11 protein-coding genes are annotated in these 23,056 nt (G+C 41.8%); 2 read left to right on the plus strand and 9 right to left on the minus strand.

Annotated elements, in window-relative coordinates; all coding sequences use genetic code 11:
* Positions 1–574: TraM recognition domain-containing protein (locus HMPREF1640_RS09645; RefSeq protein ID WP_036894226.1), on the plus strand; the 574-nt coding region annotated here is incomplete at its 5' end.
* Here the strand turns inward: HMPREF1640_RS09645 and HMPREF1640_RS09650 are convergent.
* The 9 genes from HMPREF1640_RS09650 to HMPREF1640_RS09690 form a co-directional block, all read right to left on the minus strand.
* Positions 564–2,042 (minus strand): RagB/SusD family nutrient uptake outer membrane protein, encoded by a 1,479-nt coding sequence (locus HMPREF1640_RS09650; protein ID WP_036894228.1) that lies wholly within the window; start codon positions 2,040–2,042, stop codon positions 564–566. The two genes, HMPREF1640_RS09645 and HMPREF1640_RS09650, sit on opposite strands and share 11 nt — an antisense overlap.
* Before the next feature lie 12 nt (positions 2,043–2,054).
* On the minus strand, positions 2,055–3,647 hold the full coding sequence (locus tag HMPREF1640_RS09655) for a hypothetical protein (RefSeq protein ID WP_197051505.1): 1,593 nt from the start codon (positions 3,645–3,647) through the stop codon (positions 2,055–2,057).
* Between the two features lie 102 nt (positions 3,648–3,749).
* Positions 3,750–5,105, minus strand: coding sequence for a PKD domain protein (locus tag HMPREF1640_RS09660; protein WP_036894231.1), 1,356 nt, complete (start codon positions 5,103–5,105; stop codon positions 3,750–3,752).
* Positions 5,106–5,114: 9 nt separating this feature from the next.
* Positions 5,115–6,149, minus strand: coding sequence for a hypothetical protein (locus HMPREF1640_RS09665; RefSeq protein WP_019036501.1), 1,035 nt, complete (start codon positions 6,147–6,149; stop codon positions 5,115–5,117).
* 8 nt (positions 6,150–6,157) lie between these two features.
* Entirely contained in the window at positions 6,158–11,377 is a 5,220-nt protein-coding gene (locus HMPREF1640_RS13745; RefSeq protein ID WP_231564484.1) for a fibronectin type III domain-containing protein, read from the minus strand.
* Positions 11,378–11,410: 33 nt separating this feature from the next.
* A complete protein-coding gene (locus HMPREF1640_RS09675; protein ID WP_019036499.1) occupies positions 11,411–14,575 on the minus strand; it encodes a hypothetical protein in 3,165 nt (1,054 codons plus the stop codon).
* A complete protein-coding gene (locus HMPREF1640_RS09680; RefSeq protein WP_156098781.1) occupies positions 14,572–16,566 on the minus strand; it encodes a fibronectin type III domain-containing protein in 1,995 nt (664 codons plus the stop codon). Before HMPREF1640_RS09680 ends, HMPREF1640_RS09675 begins: the two co-directional genes overlap by 4 nt.
* A 62-nt stretch (positions 16,567–16,628) precedes the next feature.
* A complete protein-coding gene (locus tag HMPREF1640_RS09685) occupies positions 16,629–21,188 on the minus strand; it encodes a hypothetical protein (RefSeq protein WP_024992716.1) in 4,560 nt (1,519 codons plus the stop codon).
* A 35-nt stretch (positions 21,189–21,223) separates the two neighbouring features.
* Entirely contained in the window at positions 21,224–21,430 is a 207-nt protein-coding gene (locus tag HMPREF1640_RS09690; RefSeq protein ID WP_019036496.1) for a helix-turn-helix transcriptional regulator, read from the minus strand.
* Positions 21,431–21,650: 220 nt separating this feature from the next.
* Between HMPREF1640_RS09690 and HMPREF1640_RS09695 the strand changes: the two genes are divergently transcribed.
* Positions 21,651–23,054, plus strand: coding sequence for a DUF4099 domain-containing protein (locus HMPREF1640_RS09695; RefSeq protein WP_019036495.1), 1,404 nt, complete (start codon positions 21,651–21,653; stop codon positions 23,052–23,054).
* Positions 23,055–23,056: the final 2 nt, after the last annotated feature.

Consider the following 23,056-nt stretch of genomic DNA (forward strand, 5'->3'; position numbering starts at 1 on the left):
AATCGCTACCGCTCGAAGCAACAAGGTGGCGGTATGTTTGGGCTTTCAGGACTTCTCACAGCTTACTCGCGATTATGGGGACAAAGAAAGCAAGGTGATACAAAATACCGTGGGTAACGTCTTTTCCGGGCAAGTCGTGGGAGAAACCGCCAAGACCCTTTCTGAGCGATTTGGAAAGGTTCTCCAGCAACGGCAGTCTATGACCATCAACCGCAATGACAAATCCACCTCTATCTCTACGCAGATGGACAGTCTTATCCCTGCATCCAAAATCAGTAACCTCACACAGGGAATGTTCGTTGGAGCAGTGTCCGACAACTTCGATGAGCGTATTGACCAAAAGATTTTCCATGCGGAGATCGTGGTGGATAGTGCCAAAGTCTCTGCTGAGATGAAAGCCTACCAATCAATCCCTGTAATAGCAAACTTCATAAACGAAAATGGCTCAGACAACCTCAAAGAGACTATCGAAGACAATTATAAATGTGTCAAACAAGATGTATTATCTCTTGTGGATTCAGAAATAGAACGGATAAAAAGCAACCCAGCCCTTGCTCACTTAATCAAGGAGTAGGTTTAGGCAGAAAGAAAGATTGTTTATTAAATAATTTATCTTGTGAAGTGCCAGCTTCTTGAAGTGGAACAAACTGCAGTGTGCTATCTTTATATACTGGATAGTGGTCTGTGCGCAAAATATCTGAAAGTTGTTTCATCTCATAGGGTAATTCTCTTAATCGCTCCAACCAAACTTCCTCAATAAACTTATTTACGGATAATACTGAAAGTTGTTTGCTTAATTCAATCTGAGAATCAGAGGTAGAGCGAGTCCGAACTTGGGCAAGATAATTTACAGCCTCCGGAGTAACTCCTTCGCTATGGGCTATGGCTTCTGCTGCCATAAGCAGGACTTCCGCATAACGATAAATCCCCCAGTACTGTTTGTTAGAAGCAGCTATATCTGTCCCAGAAGCAAGCCAAAAATAGGGAGCCGGATCAAATATTTCAAAGATTGTCTTTCCCTCATCTTTAACTTTAAAGAAAGTATGGAAATACTGTCGGTCCTTTCCTCTTATATCTCCATCGGCATAGCAACTCATAAACGCCTGAATGGGCTTGAAGGCATTGAAAGCTACATGCTCCTTGACATTTTCCCAGTTTCTGGCCATTTTGGGAAAAGCGAATGATGCCCGTGTCAATGATGTTTCCCCATAAACAACATAAAGGTACTCGTCATTGGTTGGAGTAGTTCGAAGCGTATTGATAGCAGACACTGTTTCGTTAGCACCATTAGCTGCGAGATGGTGCTTTTCCGACCGTATGATGGGGCGAAGAATAGTGGCGGCCTGTTCATATTTATTCTTCTGTAATGGTTTCCCACTCATATGCAGGTACACATCACCCAATAGGGCACGGGCGGTAAATGCCGTTACATGTGAATTGTTTTCTTGGAAATTCTGTTCCGGTAAGGTGGCAATGGCATCAAGCAAGTCTTTTTCCACTTTCAAATATGCCTTTTCCATACTCAGCCACGAGGAGGCATGCCTTTCATCCGGGAAAGAACCGAATGTACGGATAAGATAAAACCGATTGAATGCACGGAAGAATTTAGCTTCACCAACAAGTTTTGCCTGCTCTGCCGGGGTGAATCCCGACGTGTTGGGAATCTGTAAGATGACAGTATCGGCGGCCTCAATTCCATCAAAACATGACGTATATATTTGTTTGGCCAAATCCCGGACAGAAGAGTCTTCCAAATTTTGTTTTTCCAATGCCGGGAAATACCCTTGCGTAGCTTCACTTTCAAACAGTCCGGACAAATAGCTTCCCCATGCCAAGGGAATACCATATTCTTGGTCTGCCGAAAGATAAAACTGTGGAAGCCCCGTTGCATAAAGAGCACCTACGGCAGTGTTGGCTGCAATCGTGTCACTATATGCTTTTACTGGATCTTCAACAAAGTCGGTAGACTCATTTTGGCAAGAGAATAAGCAAACTACGCCTATGATAAAAATGATAATTTTTGTTTTTGTACAATATTGCATGTTCTGGTTGTTTTAGAATGAATAACTATAACTAACCTGGCTGGTTAGGGATGAAGAGTTACTAAAAGATGCTTCTGACAAGGAGCGGTGTTGATAAGCTACGCTGGCATTTAATCCATGCCGTTTAAGGAAACGATAAATAGCATGCCATCGAACATTATAGATCGTTGCCAATTTCCGACCCTCTTCCTGAGTTTGATTCATGGAAAGAGTCAATCCTGTTGTTAAGGCTTGCTTTAGTAATCGTTTTGTACAAGTGAGTGTCGGACCTAATGTCAGAACATTCTTGCGTGATGCATAATTGTTGCTGACATTTACTCCTGCCGTCATTGAGAAGTCCAATGGGGTGAAATCAATGCCATAATTGGCACCAAGATTCAAAAAGCGTGTCAGATTACCGGGTATGATATATTGTCCCTGTTTGTCGGCAGCTTCCTGATAACTCGCAGTGGCAGAAAGGTTGTGTGTCTGTTTCTCATTATTCAGTAATCGCCAGTTCAAATTCATGTCTATACTGTTGTTCAATTGGGTAAACCTCAGGGTATCAAGATTCTCATATGGTGTACGTTCATTGATGTAATCGAATGAAGACTTTATATTGCGATGTGCCTGATAGCTTGACAGAGAAACTGAAGCAGAGAATTTCTCATTGGGAGTAAAATTGATATTGGTAGAACCTACGAACCGCTTGTTTTTCTCTTGCTTTTGTCCGGAAAGGTCATCTCGCTGCACACCTCCGCTAAGTGTAATGCTCATCTTGTTGTCAAAGAGGCTACGGCTGTAATTGAGTGTGAGGTTCTCATAGTCGTTGTTAAAGTAATAGGCGCCGAGTGTTTCATAATCCGGGCTGATTCGTTCGTAGCCTATACCGATGGTATTCCCCAAGAAGCTATATGCTAAATCCGCTTTGATAGCATGATAATAACTTTTCTCCTTTACCCTTAAATCTCGCTGCATGATACTTAGACCATATTCTAAGGATAATTTCAAATCCTTGATTATGCTAAGACTTCCTTCCAGTCCAATAGCGATGTTTCCTTTAGGATATATTCCCAAGGCATCAGCATCAAAAGAAATATTACTCCTTTTATCCTTTGCCGTAAAGACAGTTCCTCCTAACGCAAACTTATCGGCCTCATATCTGACCTTTGCACCATATCCCCATCGTTCATAGTTGGGACGGATAGATGGATTCAAAGAGTCAGTATCCACGCGTTTTAATAATCTACCACCCATTGCGGCGATTTGCCATCTGCCTGGAGTCAGCTCAATACCAGCACCGGTAAACTGGTGACCGTTGAGCGTATAGGGGCTAAAGCTCATCGATACATCGCCAATATGTGCCCGAATCCATTTGTAGGAAGGGTGAATGCTCAGCCGATTAGGGAGAGAAGGATAGGAGAAGTTTGCCCCATAGTTATTCAGATTGAAAGATATAGGGATATGAAGCAACTCATACAGCGACATGTTTATAGAGCCTGTCAGCTGATAGGTGAAGGACTGGCGAGACTGATTGGGCGTACTATTGAAGTTGGTTGCGTTTGCTGAAATGCTACCACTGATTTTTAGCGGCTTCTTCTTGCGAAACTCTAATATCTCCTCCACATTTTGGGCTGTTACGGCGCTGCTCCATGTCATAAACATGAAGAGACCCAAGACTATTCGTATGATATGAGGTCTGTTCATATGTCTTATATGCGTATATTGTTATTCCCCTGCTCTCTTTTCAAGTTTGACATCCGCAACAATATAAGATTGCGAGCCATCTTTGACGAACTCCTTGATTCTGATGATTCCCCTTCTACCATCAGCAGTACGTACCAGCACAAAATGTGGTGCGCTGGTTTTGTTGAAGTTTGTTTGATTAGTTTCCGACCACTTTGTAAATTGATTCATGTCAGAAGATCTTTTGATGTTGTCAAAAATGGCATTTGTGATATTGATTCCCATTGAACTGGGATTATTAATAAAAGTAGCATCTTGAGCATTGTCTATCTTTGGGAATGAATTGGCTTTAGCCTGATTGGGTGCAAAGAAGTAGCAGTAGTTGAAAGAGGAGTTGAGGGCAAAGAAACCGAAGTCAACCCATGCTCCACACTGTTTCTCCACAATCTTACTTGATGTTACCACACCACCTTCCTTGGCTGAATAAAAACAACCTACACTATTCTTTGCCTCATTGATGCCAAATTTTAGATCATTCTGCTTAATAATGCCACTGTTTGGTTTGATAACAATGTTTTTCTCCACAACTTTTTTTTCTTTGCCATTGCCAGCAATCATCTGTAGTTTGTAAGTACCAGCGTCCTCGAAGCGAATGGTCGTCGTTTCACTTGTAGGAGACAGCACATTGGCTCCTGCACATACCCAATGATAAGACAACCCTCCTGTGGTGAGATTGGTTGTCTTCAACGTGAGTGGGGCTTCCCAGTCTTGATCAACAGGCAGAGGTGCATACGAAAAATCGGCTTGCATAGGAGGTTGTAGGGTTAGCGCCTTAGTACGTTCCTCGTATTTACTGCCATTGAATACTCTTAGGTGGATCTTATGCTCACCACCGTCCGCAAAGGTTATCGTGCCCGGATGCTGTCGGTTGGATGTAGAGGGAACACCTCCTTCAAATGCCCACTCGTATTGGCTTCCACCTTTACTCTTATTGGTAATAGATACCACGCCTGGGGCGATGTCATTGAGGGCGATTGAAAAATCAAAGTCTATAGTCATGGTGGAATCAACCCTTATGGTCTGCTGACTTGCTCTTTCCTCTACACTATTCCAAACTCGCAAGGTTATTTTGTGCTCACCTGCCTGCGTGAATACAACCTTTCCTGGGCTTTTGTCTGTAGAACTACTAGGTTGTCCTCCTTCAAATGTCCATTCATATTCGTCTGCCCCATAACTTTCGTTTTTCAATTGGATAGTTACAGGTGAGGTCTTATCTTCTGATGTCTCAATGGTGAATGCCGATTCGATAGGGACAGCAGTTTCTTTGAGGCAGGAAGAGACCAAGCACGTCAACATAAAGAGTAGTACAGCCCGATATGGCCTATGTATTGTATTCATAGCTTGTCATCAAATATCTTCTCGTTCAAAGATGTGTAAAGTATTTTTAAAGTCCTTTATGTATAATTTATTGCCTATCATATACAAAGGCTTGGAAGGCACTAAGTGGTTACGTGTTTGTTCGTATTCATCTATGCTGATGAGTTCATATTCCCAAACCAGCTTGCGAGCTTTATAATCGAAAATGCCGATCCGACGCATGTTGCTACCGAAGTCCTCCTCTTTCTCACCCAAAAAGGTAAAATAGTCTCCTTGAAGCATCGGACTGAATACTCTTCGGTATGTTCCTATACCCGTGGGATCAGTTTCAAGGAAATCATACCGTTCTATAACTGCTAATTTTTCCGTGTCGATTATCGTAATCACATTTGATGAAATTGCAAATATGTTGTTTGTTCTTTTGTCTAAATAGACACCAAAGCAATCAAATGAATATACTTTGTTTCCCTTTTCCAAGTCCAAAGCTACCAATCTATAAAAATCTGTATAAAACCAGATATTCCCATGGATAACTCCCAATATCTTGTCTATTTTGTCGGTTCCGTCAGGTTCATATTCCGTCCCTCCCAATAAAGAAAGAGGAAATTCCCAGAGAGTTTTGGTTTGAGTATTTATTCGTTTGAACTCTCCGCTAAAATTATTATATGCGATAATTATATCATCTTCTACATACAGCCTGCAGGGAACAAATTCAGGCAATATCAGTTGTTCATCAATCGGAGATGTGAAGTTATAACCCTTTCGATAAGGATTAAATTCCATATAGGTTTTACCTATATATTGAGTTTGCTCATTTAGCAGAATAACATTACGTTCTATACTGTTCAAAAGTGTATGCCCCTCGTATAGTTCAAACATACCTGAACCATACCATGCATACATATACTTACCTCTAAGAGAAAGCTCTAAAGGTGTATCATCTTTTTCTAAAAGTACCCCATCAATATACAAATAACCTTTCTGCCCTTTTGTATAGGCGTAGTCCCCGTTGTCGGGACAGAAGCTTTCGACATTTTCTATTTTTTTTGACTCAATATATCTCATACTTGAAACTATTTTGTTGTTAATATCATATTTCTAAATGGTTCGTATTCTGGTCCTTGGGATAATTTTTGTTCTTGACACAATCGTTTTAACTCTTCAAAATTATCTATATCCATATTCTTCCATAATTGTGGTTTTGCTCTAAACACACTTTCTGCATCGTTTGCTATGGCTTTTTCCAGTTGTTTGATAATATCTTTCTTTGTTACATCACGGCCGCCTTGCTGGATAATATAGAGTTGATCAAAATTGTCTATTCCATTAAGATATGCCTTAAATTGCCCCAAATCTTTAAACATGTTGCGAGCAGACGAGTAGTTTTTTGTGTCCACAAAAATATTCACTTCTCGCCTTCCTGCTACATTTTGGTTGGTTTTTGCTTCCCATTTAATGTCAAATCGAAAATCACCTGTATCATCTGCATAAGCAATAAGATCTTCCAATTCAAGATTGCTGAGGGTATTGTGGTATGTATTGGAAATGTACTTTTGGGGATTACGTATTACCTCCAAAGTAGTGGTTCCCGCCTTAAACTTGTCTTTTGATTGCAATAACTCATTGAAGAAGGCTGTTATTTGTTTCTTTCCATTGGGTCTTTTCAGCATGTCTGACAAGTGATGATCTACCAAGTAAACGAAGTCGTCCATTACATCCTTTAATGGTTTTACAGAGTTTGTCGGAACTGCTTTGTGCAAATCCTCAAATATTTTTGCTAAGTCCTCCAGTTCTATGGGCTTCCCCTTTATTCGTACCCCTTTGAGTACGTCCATGAAACTTTTATTAGAAGATAATGACTTTGTAAACTTAGCGGATGCTATTTCCTTCACCTCAGTAGACAGAGCATCTTCTATTTTCTGTGAAAGTTTCGACTCTGCTATAGGCTCATCAATTGTCTTCTTAGTAACTGCATCAAATTTCCGAAGATGTAATTTATCCCCAACATAATGTAATATGGTCTTCCCCTCAATGCGTATCTCAGGAAGTAACTTTCCTGCCTTCTTCACGAGCACTGTTGTAACTTTTAGCCCTTTGGCTAATGGTCTTGTTATATCTGTTACTTTGTCACAGAGTTGTAATCCTTTAATGGCATATTTCAAGCTACTCCCGACTTTTCCCAAGCGTGCTATAACGGCTTCGCCTGCAGCAACATCCCCTACACACATTACTATGATAGGACCAACAATTGAACCCACAGTGTGAGCAACTTTGCAATTGTCAGCCACAAGCTCACCTAAAGCAGCACTTATCATCTGTCCAGCCTTGCAAAGGTATTCTTCTTGGGCACATGTAATATTGCCATTCTCATCTTCAATGACAGCATTCTTGAAACTCTCCAATTGAGTAGATACTTCGTTTGCACATTTTTCATGAAAATAGCAAGTCAGCAATTTAGCAAGTTTGGGCACAGACTGAATAATATCTATAGTTCCATCCCATAAACCACAGGCAAAAGCGAATTCATTCTCTGGTGTTAGCTTATACCCGGATAAATTATTCGATAGCAATATGGGAATTTGACTTTGAAATAAATAATGTATTATTTCCTTATAAATAGCAGACTTTTCATCACAACCCCATACCGATTCAGGTATCTTAAGGTATTCAATACCTTTATCCAACAAATCTGCAACCTCATAGAGAATAATAGCTTGCAACGCCCAAGGTTCATTTTTAATTAGTTCACAGATATGGGATAGCTTATCTCCAAATTTATCAGACGTCTCCATCCGTAAGAATTCGACTTTATTATCTTTAATGGTGAAGATAAGATGGAGATAGCTCTTTGTCTTTTCTTTTAAAGAATTGACTTCTTGAGTGTCCTCTCCATCTATACTGATAATGACAGATAAATCTTTTTTTAATTGCTCATTTGTGAGTATATTATTTCCATGATTAGATAGTTTCTTTTCTATTTCAGATAATATGTCAGATTTAAATTTTGAAGCCTTTCCAACAATGTGTATTTGCACACTTTCTGCATTTTCTTTATGCCCCTTATTGGCATCTTCAGAACCATAACATTTGACTACATCACTTTTTTGGAAAATGCCATTCTCAAAATTTATAGTTTTTTTCTTCGCATGTCTGAGATCAGAAATTAATTGCTTAACATCTGACCACATAGCATTATACACGCGTCCGCAAGCCTCTTCGGTCCAATTTATAAAGTGGATTATGGTTGATGCGGGTATCTGCTGCTCATCAACTTCTCTTATTTGGAGTTGTTCTCCCTTATGATAAAAGCCTTTCAGTTCTGTTATATAGTCATAGAATTTACCATTTTCTTTTATACTGTAAATTGTTCCATTAGGAACTTTTATTGTTGTGTCCTTTCCCGTAATATTGGAATTATCATAAACAAAGAGAGCCCAATCAGGAGTTAACCAAATGGAACCTTTTTTACCTAATTTTCCATCGTTAGCTTTATCCATAATAGTGAAAACAGCAGGATTAGCCATAACGTTCCATTGGAAAGCTACGAGGTCTGTTCCTTCATTGTAGTCAAGTAAATTATTCGTCATTTCCTTTGTACCTTTTCCATACTCGGCATCAAAGGTATGCTGCAAGGTGAATATTCCATGTCCTACTTCGTGAGCAATGGTACGAACCAATGAAGTTGTATTATAGCTGTTAGCTGTGAAGATATAGCCAAATCTGCTCTTACGAGGCATTTCACCCAACAAGTCCTTATTCTGTCCTTCAAGTCCCTTGGCTCCATTAAGAACAAATAAGTAGGCGCCGTCAAGTGTCCCTGCTTCCTGCTGGTAAGTCTTCTGCAGATTGAGCATCTCTGGAGTCTCTTTGAGTTCCTTGTCATAGCCCCAAAAAGACTTACTAACGACACCCAACAGACTGTCTTTCTCTGTTTTTGTTTCCCAGTCATAATTGCCACGCATGCGCTCATCCACATTCACGGTGAACTGCACGCCAACAGGATTATAAATGGCATTGAGGCCCTGCTCAATAGTTGTTTTATCTAACCTAACTTTGTTTATCGGAACAAGGGTTACCTTGTGCTGCTGATTGGCATAGCTTACCACGCGGAGTTTGCCGATGGCTACTCCTTCGTAAACAGCAAAAACATCGTAACCGGAACCGGCCGATACAGAACGGAGACTAATCGTCCATGTCTGCTCTGCTTCGTTGAGTTGTGCAGGTAATGCAGCAGAATTCGGATCGGAAACAAAATGAACTTTCTTCAGGTCAATATTCTTCAGCCCATCATACTTCGCCGTAACAACATCATTCTCTCCTGTCGGGACAAGTTTCCAAGGTGCAATATACCCCTTTGCAAACGGCTTGTAGAAACGATCCACCTTGACACTCTTCTTGTACCACTTCTCCTGACCATCATCAAAGGCATATTTTCCCTCTCCGCGTTCAAAGTGTATATAGCCATACTTGCTTGATAGTGTTTCCGTATTGAAATCGCCAACACGATCTACACGTTCACAGTTAAGTTCTATCTTTTCGTCCTTTCTCCCCGTTTCGACATCATAGCCTGTCCCTTTCTCTGTATTTTGTTCTGCAGGACTAATCTGATAGGTATTTCCCTTGTTGTCAGTAACCAGCATAGGGAAAATACGCTCATACGAGGCGTTTTCCGGCACATCTATTTTGATGGTCTGTGGGTTACCGTCGGCATCGATCGTTTCTAACGCTCCACTCTCAGGATTATATGTAAACTGCGGTATGTCGGGAAGGGTAAAGTCCATTTTATGCTCACGCATACGAATCGTAGCCGGTTTGATGTCCTTGCCGCCGTCATCCACATAGTCAAGATTGGCTATCTTTGCTTTTTTCTCATCGTAGGACGCGTCCACCGTTCCGTCTATCTGGAAGTTATCCACATTGATGCGTAGACGGTCGAAACGAAGTGCAACGGGAGCATCGATAATGGTTTTCAGTCGGGTCTTGCCACGTCCGGAATACCAGCCGTCTCCTAAGGGGACAACTTCGGTAATGGTCATGGGATAATCACCGCCGATAGTAACGATATCCCCAGCCTTTATCCGTAAGTTCGGCTCTTGTGACAGGTCTTTCCTCACTGGTTCCTTTCCACAGTCAGCCAGCAGTTCGTCATTCTGTTTGCTGAGTGTAAACTCACTGACACCAGAGAATACCGGACGGTCATCCGTGCAGAGCGTACCCACACGCCATTCGTATGTCCATCCCGGTTTCAATTGGGACAGTGTAAGGTGTTCGCCGGCAACACGTGTACTGCTCCATTCGTAAACATTTAGCTTCGTCTTAGGACGACATTCCACCAAATATCCTGTCGTGCCAATGACCTTGTTCCATGAAAGATCCACCTTGGCAAAACGGGGAAGAGTTCTCAAACCCGTCGGTGCCTGACAGTTGTCATTAAGATAGAACCAGTTGATTTCACTATAACCGCCATTCTCAAACATACCCACTTCATCAATACCGTCACGGGCGATGGCCTGCACCTGCCATGCATAGCAACGGTTTGGGAAAAGGATAGGTTCAAGATGGGTATAGTTCAAAGTTGTATTACGGGTACGGACACGATATATCTCATTGCCATAGGCAAAAGCAGACTGAGGAGCTGCACCATTGTCTGGCAGTTCCTTCAATACAAACTCATACTCTGTTCCTGCAAGTCCCTGATGGCGGGGCATCCATTGAAAACGAAGATAGAGCGGCTCTGTGACTCCAATTTGGGCATCCTTTTCAGGAAAGTTGAGAATCGGAGGTTTCTTCACATCCAAATAGGAACGTCCCGTATGCCAATCAGAAAGCGTTCGTCCGGTATAATAGTCTACCACTTGCACGGAGAACTCCGTATATCCTGTGGGTAACTGCCCGTTACGCAGCCTGCCGTTAATCTGTAGGTTCTGTGGTTGAAGATAGGGGGAGAGGTCTATATTGGTCAGGCGGGTCGGGACATTTGCACTGAGTTCCAACATCGGGTAGTTGATTTCCTCACGGCTGGTGGCAAGAAAACCTGTACTCTTAATCTTGATGCGCAGTCTGGCAAAGAGCAGGGGTTGCTGTAGGTCGCGGTTGAGCAGATTGACGATCAGCCTGTCACGGCTCCCACTATAATAATCCGACAAGTAAGGACTTTGAGGAGACGGCCATTGAACGGTGGCATGGATAGGATAGTACTGGGCATACCCCTGCTGCTTTCCTGCCCAACAAAGGATGAGGAAAATCAATAAAACCTTAAAACGCCAATAGAAATGGATATATTGTCTGTTCATATGACCTGCTTTTATCATGAGTCCTATCAATTGTTATTTTCTTTTTTTCGTGATTCTAAGCGTGGATTTCTCGTTTCCAACAGACAGCTCCACTTTGAATACTCCTTCCGTATCGCCACGCAATTCATACTCAAAAGTCTGCTTTTGGATGTTTTTAATCTCTTTTTTATCCATTTCAACAGATGTCGGAGAGAGGAGTCTAAGTGTAAAATCTCTTGGTTCTTTGAGTTCTACATATACTTTAAAATCCCCTGTAGTCGGATTAGGACTAATCAAAAACTGTTTGATTGCATCTCCTTTTCCATCGGGCAGAACTACTCCTCCTTCGCCAAGAACTTCTAATCTTTGGCTGACAACCGTAGAACAGTCACCCAAATATCCTGTGAGTGTCACTTCATAGATACCGGGTGTTGGAATGGTAAAGACAACGCCTTCGTTGGACTTGCTTGTAATAACAGCATTGTCGGGCAAGGACCATTCTAATTTGTCAGCCCTTATACGGCTGATGTTGACAGCATGGATAGGAGAACCAGCTGTGACAGATGACGGTATGGTTATATCCAAAGGCAATTCTGTGTTGCTGGCTTTGATTTCAACCTCAGCTGTTGCTGTACAACCTTTTTCATTTGTAACGACAACTCGATAATGACCAGCCTTACTTACTGTAAGTTCCTTGCTGGTCTCAGTTAGGGCTTGTCCGTCATGCAGCCATTGATAGGTGACATTTTCTTCGCTCGGTATGGCTGTTATTTTACGTGATTGCTCATGGCAAAGCGTAAACCCACTACTAAGTTTTACTGTCATCTTTTCCGGTTGTTCCAAGACTACACGATAATGGAGGGAGCAGCCAGCTTGATCGCTGATGACAGCTACGTACTCTCCTGCTTTGAGATGTTCCCGATTAGGTGTAGATAGAGTATTGTCATCTTCCCAATGGATGGTATAAGGAGCCGTACCACCTGACAGCTCCAGGGATATGGCACCATTATTTGCATCATGGCAAGTAGGATTGGTGATCGTTGGCTTGAAGGATATTGCATCAGGTGCTGTAACTTCTACATTGCCGGTAATAAAACAACCACGACTGTCAACAACTCTGACAAAGAAACTTCCCGCTTCCTCAATAGTCAGATTAGCCTCTGTCGCTCCTTCCTTATTCCACTCATAAGTATAAGGAGGCGTGCCACCTGTTACAGTTGTAGAAATAAGCCCACTTCCACTGTTACACGATGGAGGTCGTGTTGTAAATGACAGTGACAGCAAGTCTGGCTGTTTAAGTTCAAACACAGCCGATTCTGCGGAAATACCATTCGCATCAGTAATTTTGACTTGATATTGGCCTGCCACAAGGTTGTGCGCTATACTATCCACCTGCAAGGGAAGTTCTTCTTTGGCACCATCTGATACTTTGTACCAAGTGTAGGTATATGGGAGACGGGCAGAAATAATAGGCTTACCTCCTTTTCCATGAGCAGTCAATTCTCCATCACTATCACCATGACAGTTGATAAAATGTGTCTCTTCAACATCTACAGTTAAAAGAGGCGGTGCAGAAAGTGTTATCGCTAATTGTGCATGGCAGCTACAGGGATCCTGTTTGTCTTCATTCCCTAACAGGGCAAATCTCATGTCTTCAGCTATAGCTGTATATTCGCCACGAGGAATATTACGAAGAGTATAGATGTATTGGCTACCATCCGAATGCGAATCTGTTGGTGTAAAGACTTGACCATCGCTTTTCCGCACAAAACGTACTGTATATCCGGAAGCGGAAGGTGTACCCCCGGAAACAGCGATTTGAACAACCCCATCGGAAGATTGATAGGCCAAAGGACTGGTTTTGCTCTTTTCTGTAATATTAACAGCCTCATTTGGCTTTGTAAGTATCACTTGGTGGATAAGTTCTTCTCCTGATAATGTCTTGGCAACACAACCATTGCTGTCTTGCACACGCAAGGTATAATTGCCAGCTGATAACCGTTTGAAACTTACATTGCCCGTATTGAATGTTTGTGTCTGTACAACAGAACCGCCGGCATCTGTAAGTGTAGCGGTGAAATTCCCTGTTCCACCGGATGCCGCCAATGCAATCTCTCCATCATGACCAGAAAAACAACTAACATTCTTTTGGGTGAAAGAATGAGTGATGGCTGGACGTTCTGCTATTATAGCCGTAAACTTATGTCGAGTATCACCTGTATAAGTATTATTGCCATTATAGCTCCCCTTAAAGGATATGGCATAAGTCCCAGAATTATATCCTCCAAGGTAAAAACTATTGTTACTATCTAAAGTTACATTACCAGCATTTCCGATAGACTGGCCATTTATGAAACAACTCAAAACTTCTCCCGAAAGCAAAGGGCGATCTAATGTCATCTTAATTATAGCATCACCTGACTGGTGGCATCTTTCGAGGACAACTTCATGAGATAAAACAATAGGAGATGATAAAGCAGCCTGTAAACTTATCACCTCACTAGACTTTACCGGATTGAATATTCGAAATAAAACAGGTCTTCCTTGAGCAGCAAGCTGCTGGAATGCACTTTCACTCATCAAATCTGTTCCACTAATTTTTAGAGAACCATTAGGTGAGGAATTAATAACTGAGGAAGGAACGTTAATCCAAGTTTGGGCACCATCTGTCGAATATTGCCATTTGTATACAGAATGTGGAAAACCTGCTGTATTTGTAATAATAATTTTTTCCTTGCTAGGCAACAAGGAGGGTTGATTATTTGCAAAAATTAATTTTGGATAAGCGCGGTAAACGTGAGTAGTCACATGTGAATAATATGTACTGAGACACCCCCACCATAAATTTGTTTCAGAAAACTCTGTCTGTCCGCTGGAAGCAATATATTGCTCAGCAGTATGTTCACAATCGGAGTTCCAAAAACCAAGGTCTTTAACTTGTCTAGATGTTTCTGCCCAAATATGAGTAATAGGACCTTCGTGTGCAGGTAATGAAACTCGACCTGTTATACCGAAATGACCACGTTGTTCCCGATGCATAGAGAAATCAGTAAATTCCTTTTTTGCTGAACTGTTAGCAGTAGTATAATATAGATGGTTATAAAAACGTCTTCTACCGCTATATAAAAAGAATTCTACATCATACTCAAAAATATATTCTTGTGCATGAAGTTCAAGTATTCCCAATAAAAAGAAAAATATAGATGCGATTCTCTTCATAATTGTATCTTTTGCACTTTACTTATTGAGCTATGATTCTTTGCTTTAACGACTAATATATATTCATTCTCTTTTCCTTGTAAGATTTCTTTATCTACAAATTCTCCTGAAGTCGGTAGATTCTCTCTATAAAGGAATTTTGTCTTGGAATCGTCTAACTTATATAATGCTACGGACATCAAATCCTTATAGTGTATATCCCATTTGATAGCAATACCTTCTGGCAAGGCTTCCAAATCGAATTTAATCGAATCATTGTCCATCCCTTGCATCTTAGATTTCAATATTATAGGATTGGATAAGTGAGAACGTAACCGATTAGAGGAAGCAATCACCTGATAGAGATAACTTTTCCCTGATTCAATGTCATAATCTTCATACCTCATACTTATGGGACTCTCAACACGCCGAGCAACAAGACGAGTTCTGTCCTCCACATCAGTACGTACCACAATAAATCCGGCAAGATAGGGATTTTCATCTTGGGTCCATTCAATAACATTCCTCCCGTCCTCTGCTTTCCATCCGACAATTACAGGTGTCGTTGGGGGAATAACATTTGGCTTAACAACCTCTATCGTCTCACTCAGATCAGACTGATTATATCGCTCGTCAAGGGCTGTTAAAGCATAATAAACCTTATTATTTAGGTTGTCAAGGTTTATACTGTCCGTATAGGCTGTTTCACGAATGGCTAAATCCGTAATAGGAATCAACTCCTCCCCCTTTGTTTGTCCACGATACAGTCGATAGCCATAGATATCAGCATCAGAATTGGGCTTCCATGACAAATGCACGGCACCGAGACTGTCTATTTGTGCAGATAAACCTTGTGGTATTCCCGGTGGCACACTGTCCACGGGTTGGATAAGTACCGGTAAAGAACGGGTAGAAGCACCTTGCTTGGCTTCTGCCTCAATTTTATAATAGATATGCCTTCCAATATTCGTTATATGATAATTCCGCTGCTGTGGATTGAGGTTGCCGATAAGAATGGTATAATCCTTGTCGTCAGTAGAATGAAGAACATTAAAGCCTTTGATTAAGTCCTGTGCAGCACCGTCAAACTGCCAAGATATGTCTGCTCCACCATTCCTGTCAAATGAGGAACTTGTTATCATAGGTATGGCCTTCAAAGCAGGATAAGCAATCCCGGAAACAATATCACTGTACGCCCCCTTACTGCCGAAAGGCGTTACGCCAACAACCCTATAATATATGGTCTTCCCTTCAGGGATACTATCCAAATAGGTAATCGGAGCATAAGGATTCTTATCCACATCTGCAATACGTGTAACGGGCAAGTCTGAAATGGGCTTGAAAATCTTACCATCCTCGCTCTTCTCAATAAAATAAGAAGAATAAAGATAGGATAGCGTATTATAATCCCACGATAAAAAAGCCCCGGCTTCGCTAAAACGGACAGACAATCCGATGGGACGAATTAGTTTAGCTGTATCACCGACAATGGTAAAAACAGCCCCTTGCCCTATTTGACACTTTTTCTTAGGCACAAGAGGAGTAATACGGTACAAGTACCGTTCACCATTTTTTATATCCTTATCCTCCCATCCCCAGCCGATTTCCTTAGCCATTGGGAAACAGAGATCCGCAGCATAAAGGGAAAATAAATAGCGTTGCTGCCGCATTTCATCAAGGGAAATAGCCTTAGATATAGGATTATTACCCAAACTGACTTCAAAGTCTTCCCCAAAGACAGCCTGTGCAATGACTGCTCCCATCGGATATTGTGCTGCAATCCGTTTTAATGTATCTGTCGCTTCTGGTTTCAACCTTTCCGAAAGAACTTTCAACTCAGGTTTATCCAATACGACACCAGAACGTGATACTGTCAAACGCTCCAAACGAACACCATATTGATTAAGCAAGTCCCAACTTTTCGCATCACTTGGAATCCAACGCAAAAGAATACGGTCAGAATGTATTTCTGCACGGGCTCTGATCTTGGATGTCGATTTCTGTTGTGCCATTCCAATAAGGGCGTAAGTACAGAGAGCGAACAGAAAAAGAGTCTTCTTAATATAACGCATATTTATTTATTCAAATTAAGTTGGTTAGTATAGATGAAGTCTACACTGTTTGTTACTGTTCCATCAGGCAATACGTAACTGATAGTTGTTTGATACTTGCCTTTTTTCAAAACAGGCAAAGAGCCCATGACAAACCGATTGTAAACCTGCGGGGTAACAGCATCCCTACTATTTATGATTGTATTCTGAAGGTCTCGATAGTCATTGTATGATACCAAAGAAGCATCAAATGTAAAGGGGAAGTGATATAAAGATAAGTTCACCGATTCTGAATGTAAAGCTGAAAGGTAGTTCTGGCTTGGTGAGAAAGCTCTATAGGGAGGGACGCCGATTGGCTGCTCTTCCCTCTCGGAGAGATGAATATTTCCATAAGGGTATCCTTCATAAACAAGTGGCAAGACTGCACCTCTGAAATATTCTTCCTTGAAGTCGGAGCGAAGAGTGAGCAAAGGTTTGTATTGAGTTTTCTCCACACCGATGACTTCAGCTTCGTCGAAGGCTTCCTTACCTTGCACATTAGCTCCAAGCAACAGTGCAACACCTGCATCTATGGCAAGGTTATCACGGACCTTGACACTTCGCATCTTCTCTCTGAAAGTGGCATACTGACTGGTTGTAAAGTCATATTTCAGTATCGATTGTTCCATCTCATTGGAAATCTTTGCTATAGCTTTGTCGCCACCAATTTGTCCTGAGAAATCATCATTGTCTTTTATTTCCTTAATTACAGAAGATTTTTTATTGTCGTTTGCCATATCCTTCTGTGCTGCGGAATACGACAAATCTAATGTGTATTCTGTCTGTCTTCTCAATTCCGGCAGAGTAAACTCTAAACGATTCTCTGCTTCGTTATATTTGAAATCTGTAGCTATACGTTCATTCTGTTTTGTTACAAAACTAAGCTTGTAGTCAAAACCTTTTTCAAATAGGTATTTTTGTCCAAACTGTAGTTGCACATAGCCTTTGGAGTATTCTTTGGGAAGGAAGTATCTCTGCCCTATCACAGGATAGGCATAGACAATATTCCGCATAGGAATGTCACTCGGCGCGCTACCTGTCGTAAAATGATTTATCTTTTCTTCAAAGGCTGGTTTTCCTGAGGTCAGTACTGGCTTCCAAACACCATTCTTCAATTCTTCGAAAATAATACGGACTTCTGCCGTCAAATCTGTATTAGGAGGAAGAATTTCTTTAGACTGGAAACGAACATCCGTCTTATCTTTTCCCCAAAGGAGCTTACCCGGTATGACATGTTCCTTTTTATCTTTGACTATGAATTCCTTGAGATTAATGCGGTAATAGGTCGTTTCTCCTGCATCAGTGGTCGCTTCGAAACTCTTTCCTATTGCAATGTTGAAAGTTGCCTGAGGAACGGAGAATACGCTGACTTCATTCTCTTTATCAGCAGGAGCCAAATCATTTATCATCGGTTCTTCTATCGGAGAACTCCCCGGTATTACAACATCGCATTCCTCACCGATGGAAAGTTTGAAACGCGCCTTACCCTTAATCAATCCGAGCACATTGAGATTCACTCCTAAATAGCCCTTAAAGAAGGTTGGATCAGGAAGTCCTGCCTGCAAAAGAGCCGCTGCACCGCCCTTGATTACCGGTACGCGGATACGGATAAGCCATAACTTTACCTTTACGCCCAATTCTCCTTGTAAATAGGCATAGGTTTGCCCCATAGCATACCAACCATCCATACCGATAGTACCGGAACGGCCTCGACATTGTGCCTGCGCATAGTCCTTGAGCATCACATCAAAGCCCAAACCTGCATTAAAATTAGCATACATTATCAAGAACTGAATATCACCGGTCTTGACGGATAGTTCTGATCCGAATGCAAATCCCTTACCGGTGCTTAGTGCATCAAGATTTCTCCCAAGGCTAAGTCTTCCTATGTCTTGTCCCAAGAGGTCTGCAACGGCCTGCGGAGGAGCGGGCATATCGGGGATACGATTTCCTGCCATAAAGTATGACCCTGTTTTTACGGCAAGAATATTTCCAACAGCTAGCTGTACTCCCAACCTGTTAGTTGGTGTACCAAGATGTAGATACCATTCTTTTGGATCTATATGTAAAACACCCCAACCAGCCTTCCCACGTTCTCCTACGCCACGAATAAATTCCGAAGGGGTGTTGAGGTAAACATCTGAACTTGCAAGCAGTACATGGTTCTGGAAGTCCATTTGGATACGTAAAGTACCTGATAGTCCCATATCTTTAATGGCATCAGGCATGGATTTGATGGCTTCAGCCAGTTGCGTCCAGTCTTGCTGTTTGAACTGTTCTGATAACTTGGCAGGGAAAGTACGTTGCTGTTTCTCTAACTTTTCGCTGGTAGAGACACTACCACCTCCTCTGTTAGGAAACTCTCCATAACCATAAAAACCTGCTAATTCCAAGCCACCTGCCTTTGAAAATATCATTTCAAAAGCAGCTTCGCCATAGGCGACCTTACCGATTTCAATAACAGTAGAAGCCTTGAATCCAATGCCCATAGAGGCATCAGGGATATAGTTTGAACTGGTAAAGCGCCCACCTTCCGGACTTCTACCTTCAGCACGCACCCCTGATGTTAAAGCACCGCCTATTCCATTAAGAGTCAGTGCTCCGATAATTGGTATGCCTGGATGGAAAGTTGCCATTCCATCAGCATACCAATAGCGGAAATCATCTTTTCGTCCGAAAGCAGCTCGAGCAGTAATGGAAATATCATGCTTTGACTTTATACTCGTATCTTTTTCTACCTTGCCATCAAAAGAAAACCCAAGAGTTACATCACCGGCGAACCCATTACCGTAAATCGCATCACCTCTATGCCAATTGAGATGCCCGTTCAGCGTTATAACACCTGCGATAACAGAATTTACAGCAATGGAACCTACCTCTAATTTATCAAACACCCAAGTTTGATTTTCATATTTTGCAAGGAGGTTTAATTCCGTTGCTCCGGAGAATAGGTTCTTTCCGAGATTAATTCCTGCCCCTATTGTTAATCTTACATGCTGTGTATCAGAGTGATTAAGTGCAAGTTTGTTTATAGATAAAGGAAAGTGTCCCAATTTTGCCTCTCCTTCATAACCGAAGTATTCAGCGGAAATGTAAGGAGCAACCGTTGTGAGTCTAAGACCGCGGAAACTAATCTTATCAAATTTTGTTTGTGATGTGGAGTCGCTGTTTCCCTCTTTTCCAAGAGTCATATATCCATGAAGTATTGCTTCTGGGATAAAACGATTTTCTACTAAGCGTAAAGTGACACTGGAATTCTTTTCGAGATGAGCCTTTGCCTTAAAAATGGAGAAATCAAGTGCTTCTTCATTTTTAACCCGCATCGTATATTCATTATTAGGTTGCAGGTATCCTTCATATCCCAAGGTAGTATTTTTACCCTTGAACGGCAAGCCTAATCGTCCCGTGAATTCTGCGGCGACAAGTTCACCTGCCATAAGGTTCAGTCCAAAATGGTCAACAGAAAACCGCCAGCCGTCAGCACTGCCCTTATCAAGCGAGAGAATACTGTCGGCAGAGAAAAGCCCCGTTATACCATAATCATCGATTAACAATCCCTTAGCCGAGAAACTAGCTCGTGAAAAAGCCTCCGGTAATGTTACAGAGACATTTTCTGCATATATCCCTCTCCATAGCACCTGTTCATCGGGAAGATAATTTTGCTGGTATTCCTGTGGAAAACGTATCGTTTTGGCGTTCCGCTTACTACTGAAATCTAAAATGACGTTATTCAATGAGAATACGTAGTCTTTCAGTCCTTTGATTTCAAAACTTGGTAGGTCTAAAGACACAAGAAGGTCATTCCAACTTTCTATAACAGTATTAAAATGACCTATGACTTGATTCGATAAATTCCCATCCTTATTTATATTATTTGTAGCTGGCTTATAAGTACTGCTATTTGCAGTACCTTGTCCCCCAGCCCTGACTATGAGGGAGGTTGGAAAGTGGACTTCCGCGTCAATGGCTAAATTATGGAAACCATCACAGCCGATGATCATGTAGGTGTCACTTTGAGAAATACCCCTATCCTTGCGTAGTCCATTACCCTTAAGGACAATCTTTGTATTTCCACCATTGAAAGGTATCTCGACATCGTGCAGGAGCGAAAGCTTCAATTCTCCTACCAGACCACCAGTATGTGTTCCTTTTATTCCTTCTGCCCCAAAGAAAAGCACCGTACGCCCGCCATTTGTTCCTTGTGGAATGACCGCCTTTGCATAAACGCCAAGCTCTGTAGAAGAAGTCTGCAAGGCAAAACGACTGATGGCAATCGTTATCTCCATACCACCAATCGTTCGTTTCATACCGATTGGAAGATTTATTGCTTCCTCTTCGTTATAATTCAGATCCTCTACATATGCATTGGTTTCCGCAATACGTGCAAACATATTGTTCAGATCACCTATCTGTTGTATGGAATTGTTTTTTGTCTGTGAAAAGGATACATTTGTACTCAATAGTAAAGTACAAAGTAATATGCTTATTCGATAACAAGCAATATTTTTCTTTAAGAGGGCTATGAAAACTGTCTGTATTTTCATAATGGCAAAGATTGTAAAGATAAAGAAACAAACAGTTATGTGCATTTTGTCGATACAAGAAGTTCTCTAATATCAATATCAAGTACCAACGCTATTTCTAAAAGAGTATCCAAAGAAGGCTGGGTCTTATTGGAGCACCATTTTGAAACTGTATTCTCGGATTTTCCAAGTTGCTCTGCCAGCCATTTGCTTGTACGCTGCTTCTCCACAAGCACAACTTTAATTCTATTTATTATCGTCATACGATGATTTTATTTATTTCTTCATCCATTAAATATCCTACAAAGTTACTCATTGTCTATTGGATTGACGAAGAAAATGACAGAAATTTTTGAAAATCCGTCATTTTTCCCAATATTTCCCGATTTATCCTACCTAATCCTCGATTTCTACCTTTTCTATTATATACTTATAACTTCGCTGTGTTACAGTCATTTATTCATCTTAAAAACAAAAAAAAATATGGAACCAAACAGCAATGACAACTATGTGCTGGTCTTGGAAGATCGCACGGAAGTAAAGAACGAGAAAGAAATGGGGAAACTCTCCGTAGTATCCAGTATCGACAACAAGGGCAACCTGCAAACAACGGAAGCCGCAGCCGCCAATCAAGCCGCTTTCTTGAAGTTTAACAACAAGGACGGACTTCTAAAAAACTTCATGAGCAATTTTCTCCGTCAGTTCAACGCCCCATCTCGTTTCGGACTGTACAAAGTTTTGGCAAACAATGTAGAACAAGGTGTGGACAATCTTCGCACCATGTTGCAAAGTCGTGAAAAGCCAGAAAGCAAACAGCAGCTGGCAGAGATTGGAGTGCCCTTTGACGATTATCTGCCGAAAAAGAAAAACGCCACAGTCATTGATGAATCAAAGATTGATTGGAAGCAACTCGACGACCTCGGTCTTACCCGTGAACGACTGGAACAAAGTGGAGAGTTAGAAAAGATGCTTTCTTGGCAGAAGAGTAACCTTGTTACTATTGCCGTACCTATTGGTGATACAACTATCTACACCGAAGCACGTCTTGCTTTCCGCACGGATGATAATGGCAATGTCGGCCTGGCTATCCACCCTTTACGCAAGGAGCCACAGCTCGACTTCCCCTATATGGGCTACAAGTTCTCGCCCGAAGAGAAAGAACAACTACTCACTACGGGTAATCTCGGTAAAACTATCGAAGTAACTCCCAAGAACGGAGAGCCTTTCTCTGCCTACGTATCTATCGATCCACAGACCAACGAAATTATAGCCCTGCGTGCCGACCGTGTGAACATTCCCAAAGAGATAAAGGGTGTTACACTTTCTGATGCACAGTATAAAGACCTTGTTGAGGGCAAAGCCGTGAAAGTGGAAGGAATGACCGCCAAGAGTGGTAAGTCCTTCAATGCTACCTTGCAGGTCAATGCCGAGAAGAAAGGCATCGAGTTCATTTTCGATAACAAGCAAGGCTTGAAAGAACGACAGCAGCACACGCAGCAGCAAGGCGCACCACGCAAACTCTGTGGTTTGGAACTCTCCGACAAGCAGCGTGAAGCCTTGGACAGCGGTCGAACGCTTTATCTGAAAAACATGGTGGACAAGGAAGGACAACCCTTCAATGCCTATGTTCGCATGGACAAGGAACAGAATCGCCCACGTTTTTACAAGTGGAATCCTGACAAAAAGCAAGAAACCGGCAAAGAAAAGGTGGTTGCTGTGGCAGAAGAACACAAGACGCAGGTAGCCGTGAACAACCACGGCAAGACCAACGAAGCCACGAAGAACGTGAAAGAGCCATTGAAGACTGGGCAGACACAGCCCACTGCCGCCCAAAAGCAAAAGCAGGACGAAAACAAACAGAAGAAGTCCCGTGGACGTAAGATGTAACC

The organism is Prevotella sp. S7-1-8 (assembly GCF_000758925.1).
Lineage (GTDB): Bacteria > Bacteroidota > Bacteroidia > Bacteroidales > Bacteroidaceae > Prevotella.